Source organism: Sutcliffiella rhizosphaerae, from assembly GCF_917563925.1.
GTDB lineage: Bacteria > Bacillota > Bacilli > Bacillales > Bacillaceae_I > Sutcliffiella_A > Sutcliffiella_A rhizosphaerae.
In genome coordinates this window covers 22,851-32,407 of the sequence record NZ_CAKJTJ010000036.1, presented here as the reverse complement: position 1 = coordinate 32,407, position 9,557 = coordinate 22,851, and the positions used below count along the sequence as shown (strand labels likewise).

Below are 9,557 nucleotides of genomic sequence, written 5' to 3'. Positions count from 1 at the left end.
AAAGATGGATACATGAAAAAGTATGAATATACCTACGATGAGCATTATGACTGTTATATTTGTCCGAAGGACCAAATACTCTCTTATCGCACAACCACTAGAGATGGCTATAGACAGTACGTATCTCACCCAACCACCTGTAAGAATTGCCCTTTACTCCAAACATGTACACAAAGCCAAAACACTACCAAGATGATACATCGACATATTTGGGAAGATGACCTCGATGAGGCAAACCATCTACGGCATACCCAAACAAATAAGCAATTGTACGCTCAACGCAAAGAAACGGTAGAACGTGCCTTTGCGGATGCAAAAGAAAAGCATGGTATGCGTTGGACCACTCTCAGGGGACTGAAAAAAGTGGCTATGCAAGCGATGCTAACTTTACGCTGCCATGAATCTAAAAAAACTGGCTAGTTGGGCCTGGTAACCTTCTGCCCTTCCTAGCAAAATGCCTTAAATCAACGAAACCCCCATTTCAGCTGATGCTGAAATGGGGGGTTGTCTACGGTCTGCAAAGACCACATTTAGTGGTCTTTTTTTATACCAGTATTAAAGGAGGAATAAAAAAGTGAATACTAAAAAGTTTGGTTATGTCCGTGTAAGTAGCAAAGACCAGAATGAAGGCAGACAAATTGCATCCATGAAAGAACAAGGTATAGAAGAACGGGATATATTCATAGATAAGCAATCAGGGAAGGACTTTGAGCGTAACGACTATCAACTCATGAAAAGGTCATTGCGTGAAGGAGATATCCTATATATACACTCCCTTGACCGTTTCGGCAGGAACAAAGATGAAATCCTAAATGAATGGCAGGAAATCACCAAGAAGATTAAAGCAGATATAGTTGTGCTGGATATGCCGCTACTGGATACAACGAAATACAAAGACAGCATGGGGAGCTTCATCTCCGACCTTGTACTTCAAATATTGTCCTGGATGGCACAAGAGGAGAGGGAACGCATCCGAAAGAGGCAACGTGAAGGAATAGATGTAGCTTTAAAGCAAGGTGTTCAATTTGGCAGACCGAAAGCAGAACCGACAGATGAGTTTTGCCGAGCATATGAAAAGTGGAAAGCAGGGGAAATCACGGCTACAGCTGCTATAGAAGAAGCTGGAATGAAGCGAACAACCTTCTATAAGCTAGCAAAGGAAATAGAGGAACAGGAGAAAGGAGCATGAGGACATTAGCCGCCATCAATCTTGAGTATGAGCTAATTATTAACGGTGTAGCAAGAGAGCCGTTCAAATGCCGTAAGTTAGCTGATTTAATGGATGAAATGGAAAGGGAATAAAAGTACCAGCAACACGAAATGAAGCATGGGAAAGCCGAAATAAGGCTGTTATAGCCCTATACAGAAAAATAAGTATAAGTAGAAAACTATAAGGTGTGCAGATAATGCATGCCTTTTTTTTGGAAGTTATAGCGGCAGGTTCACAGAGGGTTACTTTTGCACCATCAATAGATAGCGAGTCATATTTGAATTTAGCCTTATTCTGAGTGATAATGAAATCATTAATATGATATGTCCGAAAAGAAATATATGGGGAATAACAGCTGATTTTCAGGGCAGTTTGCTAAGTAATAAAAGCAGAAAAACAAAATGCATAGCTATAACAGGGGGGAAATGCATGATTTTCGGAATTGGTTATAGAGAACGCTCAAAAGATGGAGTGCATCAATTCATTATTCAAAACCATATCTCAAAAGAAGAATACGATACTCACTTAACTAGGTTAGCAGAAGCAGGTAAAATTTCCGAAATGGAAGATGTATATAACTTAGTGAAGAGAAATAAAGAGGAATATTTAAGTTTCACTTCACAAATCGAGAAACATTTGGACAATGAACAACTAGGTTTAGAAGCAAACCGTCTATTAATCAATTTCTTATCATCCCTACAAATGTTTATAGATTATGGAGAAAGGCATAACAAAAAACATTTCGGAAAAGAAAAGATGAAGGAATTTCAAAAGAAAACTAATGACTTCTACGACAACCACATATCTTACCGTTTCATGGTCTTATTAAGGAATTATGCATTACACTACGGGTTTCCTTTAACAAATATCATAGAACGAGTATCCCAACCCACCAGAATACTCGCTACTAAAGAAGATTTATTAAAATTCAAAGGGTGGAAACATGTAAAAGTAGATATTGAGAAAATGCCAGACCTTATATCTATAGATGTTCATGTAGAGGTTACTATGATGTTCATACAGCATTTATATGAATCTTATATTTATGATATAGCTCCCATTGTTCTTAAGGGAGTGGAACATGTAAATAGCATGATAAAGGATAACGGTGGGCATGTACCAATTTTGACTCAATATAAAAATACAGACGAATTTAAAAAAGGCAATGTCTCATTGGACATTATAGAGCCTGATACATACAAAGCCGCCTTGCAAATAATTAAAGACCATCCAAGCATTAACATAATTATTAAATAAAACAACCCAGAATCTATGTTGGCACCTATACTAAAAAGTTCGCATCTACAATTGTATAACACCAACATAGGCGAAAATAAAAAGCCATTTAAACATGAATGTATATATACCAATGGTTGAAGGGCTTTTTTAGCATGTGAGCACTTTATTATCAAATAGCATTCGCCGTTCCATCTAGGAGGGAGTAGATACCATTCTTCCTAATCTGTAATCTTTTTGACCTTATTAATCGTTTTTCCAAAATCGTATGGTTGGCTATAGTAAGTTTGACCACAAGAAAGACATTCTACATCACACAACCGTTCATAGTTGATTTTGTCCTTAATCTTGTCAGGATACTTCTCAATCCGTATCATTGATAAAATTCCACCACACTTACAAATCACTAGAATCACCCTAACTATCATTTTCACTTTATAAAAAGAAGCAGCAAGAAAAAGGAAGATTCCTGCTGCGTTTGATTATACTTTAATTGTTAGTTGTTCACTTTCTTTTTTGGCTTTAGTAGCTTTGACTGAATTTTTCATGCTTGCTTTACGCTTTTGTTTCGCTTCTTCAATAGCAAGCTTCCATTTTGGCTCAATAGAAGGATAGTCGATACCTGCAAATGTCTTAAGGATTGCTTCAAAGATGACTTTTGCTCCAAGAGTAGGAACAGCCATTCCTCTGACACTCATACAATGAACAACATAATTAAAGGATCAAATTAAATTTATCATAAAAAATGTAAATTTTCATTAAATCTGATTTCCGAATTCCAATTAAACCTTTTTGCTAATAATATTCTTCTCTACGGACAACGATAAGACAAACGAAACTTTATAGATTGGTGGCCGGGAAGAATGAAGGTATTATCTATGATTCAGCCTTGGGCAAGTCTTTTTGCCCTTCGAGAGAATGAATTTGAAACAAGGTCATGGAAAACAAATTATCGCGGGCCGCTAGCCATTCATACAAGTAAAAAAATAGATAAGGCTGTCTGCAGGCATGTGGCCATCCGTTCGCTCCTCGGTAAGCATGGATATACAGAAGAGACCCTTCCGACCGGAATGATCATTGCTGTCTGCAGGCTTGAAAATTGTCTGAAGATAACGGAAAAAAATCAGACATCAGCAGTCCTGGAAAATGGACAAATCGTATCAGGAAATGATTTTTTTTAGGAGATTTTAATGTGGGTGGGTATGCTTGGGAGGTTCAAGACATGAAGATCTTGAATGAACGTATCCCAGCAAAAGGCCAGCTTGGGTTATGGGAAACTGATTTATCGAAATATGGATTTTAAATTAGTTGGTTGACTGGAAAGGTAAACCTACTTTAAAGCACAGAAAGGTAGGGTGGTGGTGCCTGTCCCTCCAACCCTCAAAAATAGTATATACCGTTGGAAGAGAAAATCTGATTATAAATGTTGCAGGTTAATGACTCCTAAGTTAGTTTTTATATAACCATCATAGCAGCACTGATGGCGACAACCGCTATGGTCGAAATAACTAAAATGGTCGCAATATCTGTGACTGAGGCAAAGGCGAACTCAGTTGCATTTGCTGGCAATCCGGTTGTATCTATTAATAGCATAGCAGGGTCGTAAACAAAATGAATAGACTTAGAATCCTGCAATTGACAGTCTTAGTGAGATCATACTTGTTCGCATTGGATCTCCACTTGCCAGTCCAGCTGCCACAAAGAATACTAAGGCTACTGGTGGCGTGATAATAGCAAAGATATCAAAGTAGAATACAAATAAGTGTGCTACTAGAATTGGTACATCAAACATTGCTAGTGCTGGTACTGCCATTGTTGTAGATATATATTTACTTCTAAATAAAGAGTGACCAGAATATTGCACCACTATTCGCCCCCCCATATAATTCCCCCCTCTAATATGGTAAAATAATCCCATACTTACCAACACAAGAATAGTTCCAAAATCTACATTTCCAATAAACATCAATCCTCTAAATACCGATATACTATACAAGTAAGCTCTTCAATGAAAGGGAGACATGAATGAAAACAAAAATTGTTGGCCTTTTAAAATTTCTTTTTCCGGAATGGCAAATATATGATGATTATAAAAAGCATGGTTTAATCTCAAAAAACTATCGAAAGAGTACATCTGGCAATCAGAGCCGTATTCCTCAATCAACAGGCAGGTCAAACCCTCCTATTGCTTCAGAAAATCGTGCAGGTGGTCAAGGAAACGTCAGTGCACCATACCAGACAGCATCTCGTAATAACTCGATGGAAGTACCAATGCAAACAAGTAGAATATCTGAGGAAAATATTAATATAATTTTTCGGCAGCTCTACGGATTGCTGGGTAGTGAATGGATTGGTCAGAGGCGTTATTTAGAAAGTCTGAGTATTGCTTTTAAACGTCCGTTTGTAACCGGAATGCATCCATTGAAGCCTAAGAATTCGATCTTTATCTTTGGCCACAAGGGATCTGGGAGAAAATCCAGTGTCACGAGAATGGCAAGCTTGCTTAAAGATAGGAGGCTTGTTCAATATGAGACAGTTTCGAGAATAGATCTCGCATCTTATACTACAGCCACTGAGTATCAGCTTTTCCTTTCTGACCTGTATAAATCTTTATATGCTAAGTCTGACATTGTATTATTTGAAAATATTGAAAAGGCTCCGTCTAATGTGGTGGATACCATTGCTCAATTGACAAGGAGCGGTACATATACTTTATCAGCTCGATACACACAGCATGAAAATCGTTTGATGGATGCAACAGGTGTGTTGGATCAGCAGACGATAAGTGAGATTCATGCAAACCAAAAGTATTTTGTCTTTCTTTCTGAACGGAAGGAAAAAGATGCTTACCATATGTTTGGCAGTGATTTTATGGATGCCATTGGGGATTTGATTCATATAGATCCTTTTACGGAAGCAGAGATTCAGCAAATTGGCATTCGAATTCTAGAGAACCTAAAAGCAAAATGTGCTTCCGATTTGGCTGTTACGCTATCGTATGATCCAGAAGTTTCTCAATTCCTTGCAAAGCAGTTCAAGACTGTTACTGGCATTAGCGGACTAAATGAGATAGCCGAGCAACACATTTATCAACCTATTTCAGAGGTAAAACTCAAAAGCCCAGGAAAGATTGATGAATATGTTCATATAAAAATAGAAAATGAGAAATATGTAGCGCTCACTCGTACAGAGATGATATTGCTAGAAAACTTCTTACGGGGCATGAAAGAATCAAGCATTGCTGATATTAAAAAAGAGCTCGAGCAGATTGTCGGGATTGATAGTGTAAAAGATTATATCTTAAAAATAGAGGATAATCTGAAAATCCAACAGCTACGGGAAAGTAAAGGATTCAGTCGAACAAATATATCCATGCATATGGTCTTTACAGGTAACCCTGGTACAGGGAAAACGACAATTGCCCGTATTGTGGCAAAGTATCTAAAGGCAATCGGAGTGTTGTCCACTGGTCAGCTGCGGGAAGTGACCCGTGCTGATCTTGTCGGGGAGTATGTCGGGCAAACCGCTAGACTTACAAATGATGTGATTAAATCCGCACTTGGCGGGGTCCTTTTTATTGATGAAGCATACACGCTATCTCGGAATGAGCATGACACGTTTGGGATTGAAGCTATCGATACCCTTGTGAAAGGGATGGAGGATTACCGTGATGAGCTCGTTGTGATCCTGGCTGGATATAGTGAGGAAATGAAGCAATTTCTAAATACGAACCCTGGGTTGAGATCTCGTTTTCCGAATATCGTTCAATTTGAGGACTATACTCCTGATGAAATGTGGGAAATTTCCCGCATTATCAGTAAACAAAAGGGATACCGAATTACAGACAGCTGCAAAGATGCGATGCTCAAGTTATTTGAAAAAAGTCAAATTAAAGGAAAGAATGATAGTGGAAACGGGCGACTAGTTCGAAATATAATTGAAGCAGCGATTCTTAAACAGTCGAGCCGCCTGATTCATGAGACAGATGCACCGATGGATGAACTCACCTACGAGGATTTTGCGTTTGAGGATAACAGTAAATTTGACCTAGAGGCAAGGCTTTCCCAGGTAGTCGGGCTGGAAAACGTGAAACAGCTTATCCGTACCCAGCAAAATCTCCTCATTGCAGAGAAAAAACGCCGGGAAGCGGGATTAAAGGTAGATGCTACCCAGTCACTGCATATGATTTTCAGTGGTAATCCGGGGACCGGAAAGACTACAGTTGCGAGAATTATGGCTAATATGTTTAAAGAGATGGGGCTATTGAAATCCGGAAACTTCGTGGAAGTGGACAGTGGAGGCTTGACTGGAGAGCATGCAGGCCAAACTTCGAAAAAAACGGAGGAAATATTTCGTTCAGCGCTTGGTGGGGTGCTATTTATAGATGAAGCATATGGCCTCGCATCCAATACAGGCTATGGGCAGGAAGCAGTTAATACCCTTGTTAAGCTGATGGAAGATCACCGGGAGGATATTGTAGTTATTCTTGCCGGCTATAACAAGGAAATGAAGGAGTTTTTGAAGTCTAATAGTGGGCTAGAATCCAGATTTCCACTTCAAGTAAATTTTCCAGATTATACAGATACGGAGCTTTTTGACATTGCAAAAATTATTAGTTCTTCCAAAGGATTCATCCTAACTAAGGAGTCAGAAGGTGTCCTAAAGGAGCAAATTGCTGTCCTGCACAAACAGTCCAGCCGTCACTCTGGAAATGGAAGAATGGTACGTAATTATTTGGAGGAAATTACACGAAATCAATCGTTGAGAATTGCGATGGCTGATGTTGCAGTAGAGGAAATGAACGTTATTCTGCCACAGGACATTAAGCCGACTGAAAGTGTTCTGAAAAACTATGATTTAGAAACGGCACTAGCAAGTATTGCTGGGTTAGAAGAGGTGAAAAATCACGTCCGGAGCTTACATGCTCTCTTGCGTATCCAAGCAAAGCGTAAAAAGCTGGGCTTGCCGGTAGATGAAAACAAGACCCTGCATATGATATTTACCGGAAATCCCGGCACAGGAAAGACGATGATGGCAAGGGTCATCGCAAATGTGCTGTATAGCTTGGGAATTATCAAGGCAAATAAACTGGTGGAAACGGACCGTTCTGGACTGGTCGCAGGATTTGTTGGACAGACAGCGATTAAAACAAGAGAGGTCATTGAAGAAGCAATGGATGGTGTGTTGTTTATCGATGAAGCTTACGCACTTGCACAGGGTGGTGCGGGTGATTTTGGTAAAGAAGCAATCGATACCCTCGTAAAAATGATGGATGACCATCGGGACCGTCTTGTTGTCATTCTAGCTGGATACACCGAGGATATGGAGCGATTCTTGTCTGTGAATTCAGGGTTAAAGTCTAGATTTCCAACTATCATTGAGTTTCCTGATTATGAATTGATGGAACTGATGGAAATAGCTCAGAAGTTTTACAATGACCATGGTTTTAAACTGACAGTGGAAGCAGTGGAGAAATTGGAGCAAGTATTTATAGAAGGTAGCACTGACAGCAATTTTGGCAATGGACGCTATGTTAGAAATGTCTATGAAAGATCGTTGAATCTCCAGGCCAGTCGTTTGAGTAATATAGAACAACTCACGGAAGCTGATTTAACAGAAATTACTGCAGAAGATATCGAAAGGGTGTGACTATATGCAAAGGTTAATAAGACTACTTGGGATTACGTTTGCTGCACTTTATTTTATCTTTGCAATGGGTCTTGTGATTATTCTACTCCTTATCACACCACTTCTGTTTAAGAATGATGTAAGTGTTATACGTACGTCGGGCTTTGCTGGTCAAAATATGAGTGTAGAATTAATCTCTGTAGCCGGATTGTTTATAGGTATTTCCCTTCTTGTGCCAGTTTTAAGGAAAGTATATGATGTTCTTCCATGGTTATTTTCCTTTATAAAAATATTCTTTGTGAGCTTTGTTATTTTAAATATCGGAACCTCTATTCTTAATTATGGCTATGAAATTAATAATCCAACAAGACATACGATATTTTATATCTTAATGATTGTTTTTGTTATTATAGGTAGACTTGCCATGTGTTTTTACTTTTGGAAGAAACCTGTAAACATTGGAAAGGAGGAAGAACATTATTATGAGAGATAACAAGCGACATCAAGACCAAAGCAAACAAAATAAATTCCAAGCGCCTCAGGGAGCAAATGAACAGCAGTATAGAGAGGAAAATATATCTAACATAGACAACTCTAAAAGAGATCAAGATGACTTTTCGCAGGTAACCTCTTCATCTACTGATAAAGCACCGCTACGCTCGAAGAAGTTTTTAAAAATATTTGGTGGTTTAGCTCTCGGAATTAGTATTTGTGGATTTATTTTCTCAATGGGGTCAACCGTTGACACATCAACAGCTGCTGAGAATGCACTGACCAATCAAATATCAACGGAACTCGCCGCCGGTACGTTATTGCTGGCCACTGATGAAGAACTCACCTCTATGGATCACCAGATTGTTCATAACTCTTCAGCAGAAGAAACGAAAATCTGGGTTTGGGACTATGCAGCAGAGGATGGAGACTATGTGCAGATTATTGTAAATGGCACCCCAATATCAGAATCCTTTATGATTAAACATAAACCAAGGGAATTCACTGTCCCAGCTGTTGGAACCGTGCAAATTAAAGGAATAAGAGACGGTGGCGGCGGAATCACCTATGCCGTTCGGTATGACATCAATGGAACGAGTTATTTTAACACTGCTCCAATTAATGGGGAGAATACGTATGAGCTTGTAAGGGAGTAATTGGAGAAAGATACTCTTGTCTTGTTCTAAAAGATAAGCTGGTTTAAGAAGCGTAAAAACCAAATGATAGCCAAATTATAAAATAAATTAAAGTAGTAAAAAGAACTATGAGAATAGCCTCTTAGTTCTTTGCTACTTTATAAAAGCTAATCCACTTGTGCAACCTCCATAGAAACCCCTCAATTTCCTTATTATCTTTTCATTAAACCTTTTCGCCACTCCCAACAATAACCGGCTAACATACGGGAATTGCTGTTTTTCTTATTGTTCCTTTTATCATTTATTGGTAAATATAGTGGTAGATAAATACAGAAATATGTAAAATTAGTATTGAT

The 9,557-nt window shown here is 38.7% G+C and carries 9 protein-coding genes and 2 pseudogenes; 7 read left to right on the top strand and 4 right to left on the bottom strand.

Annotated features, from left to right (window positions below; genetic code table 11):
* The 3 genes and pseudogenes from LRP81_RS19725 to LRP81_RS19715 all read left to right on the top strand — a co-directional run.
* Nucleotides 1-433 (top strand): annotated as a pseudogene (locus LRP81_RS19725) (transposase); the annotation flags it as partial.
* Between the two features lie 141 nt (nucleotides 434-574).
* The gene (locus tag LRP81_RS19720; RefSeq protein WP_230504346.1) at nucleotides 575-1,189 is read left to right on the top strand and encodes a recombinase family protein; all 615 of its coding nucleotides are present in this window, start codon (nucleotides 575-577) and stop codon (nucleotides 1,187-1,189) included.
* 450 nt (nucleotides 1,190-1,639) lie between these two features.
* Nucleotides 1,640-2,467, top strand: coding sequence for a hypothetical protein (locus LRP81_RS19715; RefSeq protein ID WP_230504344.1), 828 nt, complete (start codon nucleotides 1,640-1,642; stop codon nucleotides 2,465-2,467).
* 200 nt (nucleotides 2,468-2,667) lie between these two features.
* Here LRP81_RS19715 and LRP81_RS19710 read toward each other — a convergent pair whose 3' ends face one another.
* Both LRP81_RS19710 and LRP81_RS19705 read right to left on the bottom strand, forming a co-directional pair.
* Complete coding sequence (locus LRP81_RS19710) at nucleotides 2,668-2,823, bottom strand: hypothetical protein (protein WP_230504342.1); 156 nt, start codon at nucleotides 2,821-2,823, stop codon at nucleotides 2,668-2,670.
* 105 nt (nucleotides 2,824-2,928) lie between these two features.
* The gene (locus LRP81_RS19705) at nucleotides 2,929-3,144 is read right to left on the bottom strand and encodes a hypothetical protein (protein WP_317987102.1); all 216 of its coding nucleotides are present in this window, start codon (nucleotides 3,142-3,144) and stop codon (nucleotides 2,929-2,931) included.
* Between the two features lie 165 nt (nucleotides 3,145-3,309).
* Here LRP81_RS19705 and LRP81_RS19700 point away from each other — a divergent pair.
* Nucleotides 3,310-3,749, top strand: a pseudogene (locus LRP81_RS19700) (2-oxoglutarate dehydrogenase E1).
* A 152-nt stretch (nucleotides 3,750-3,901) separates the two neighbouring features.
* Here LRP81_RS19700 and LRP81_RS19695 read toward each other — a convergent pair.
* Nucleotides 3,902-4,081, bottom strand: a complete 180-nt coding sequence (locus LRP81_RS19695; RefSeq protein WP_230504340.1) for a hypothetical protein — start codon at nucleotides 4,079-4,081, stop codon at nucleotides 3,902-3,904.
* Nucleotides 4,068-4,328, bottom strand: coding sequence for a TRAP transporter large permease subunit (locus LRP81_RS19690; protein ID WP_230504338.1), 261 nt, complete (start codon nucleotides 4,326-4,328; stop codon nucleotides 4,068-4,070). The genes LRP81_RS19695 and LRP81_RS19690 overlap by 14 nt, the downstream gene beginning before the upstream one ends.
* A gap of 143 nt (nucleotides 4,329-4,471) precedes the next feature.
* Here LRP81_RS19690 and LRP81_RS19685 point away from each other — a divergent pair, with 143 nt between their 5' ends.
* The 3 genes from LRP81_RS19685 to LRP81_RS19675 are packed head-to-tail and all read left to right on the top strand — an operon-like array spanning nucleotide 4,472 to nucleotide 9,222.
* Nucleotides 4,472-8,095, top strand: a complete 3,624-nt coding sequence (locus LRP81_RS19685) for an AAA family ATPase (protein ID WP_230504336.1) — start codon at nucleotides 4,472-4,474, stop codon at nucleotides 8,093-8,095.
* A gap of 4 nt (nucleotides 8,096-8,099) precedes the next feature.
* Nucleotides 8,100-8,567, top strand: a complete 468-nt coding sequence (locus tag LRP81_RS19680) for a hypothetical protein (RefSeq protein ID WP_230504335.1) — start codon at nucleotides 8,100-8,102, stop codon at nucleotides 8,565-8,567.
* Nucleotides 8,557-9,222: a hypothetical protein gene (locus LRP81_RS19675; RefSeq protein WP_230504333.1), complete on the top strand. Its 666-nt coding sequence runs from the start codon at nucleotides 8,557-8,559 to the stop codon at nucleotides 9,220-9,222. The genes LRP81_RS19680 and LRP81_RS19675 overlap by 11 nt, the downstream gene beginning before the upstream one ends.
* The last annotated feature ends 335 nt before the right edge of the window (nucleotides 9,223-9,557 follow it).

What these genes read in the sequence shown, in the direction of transcription:
- LRP81_RS19715 (WP_230504344.1), top strand. Translation starts at nt 1,640, where the DNA reads ATGATTTTCGGAATTGGTTATAGAGAACGCTCAAAAGATGGAGTGCAT.
- LRP81_RS19710 (WP_230504342.1), bottom strand. Translation starts at nt 2,823, where the DNA reads ATGATACGGATTGAGAAGTATCCTGACAAGATTAAGGACAAAATCAAC.
- LRP81_RS19705 (WP_317987102.1), bottom strand. Translation starts at nt 3,144, where the DNA reads ATGAGTGTCAGAGGAATGGCTGTTCCTACTCTTGGAGCAAAAGTCATC.
- LRP81_RS19690 (WP_230504338.1), bottom strand. Translation starts at nt 4,328, where the DNA reads ATGGGGGGGCGAATAGTGGTGCAATATTCTGGTCACTCTTTATTTAGA.
- LRP81_RS19685 (WP_230504336.1), top strand. Translation starts at nt 4,472, where the DNA reads ATGAAAACAAAAATTGTTGGCCTTTTAAAATTTCTTTTTCCGGAATGG.
- LRP81_RS19680 (WP_230504335.1), top strand. Translation starts at nt 8,100, where the DNA reads ATGCAAAGGTTAATAAGACTACTTGGGATTACGTTTGCTGCACTTTAT.
- LRP81_RS19675 (WP_230504333.1), top strand. Translation starts at nt 8,557, where the DNA reads ATGAGAGATAACAAGCGACATCAAGACCAAAGCAAACAAAATAAATTC.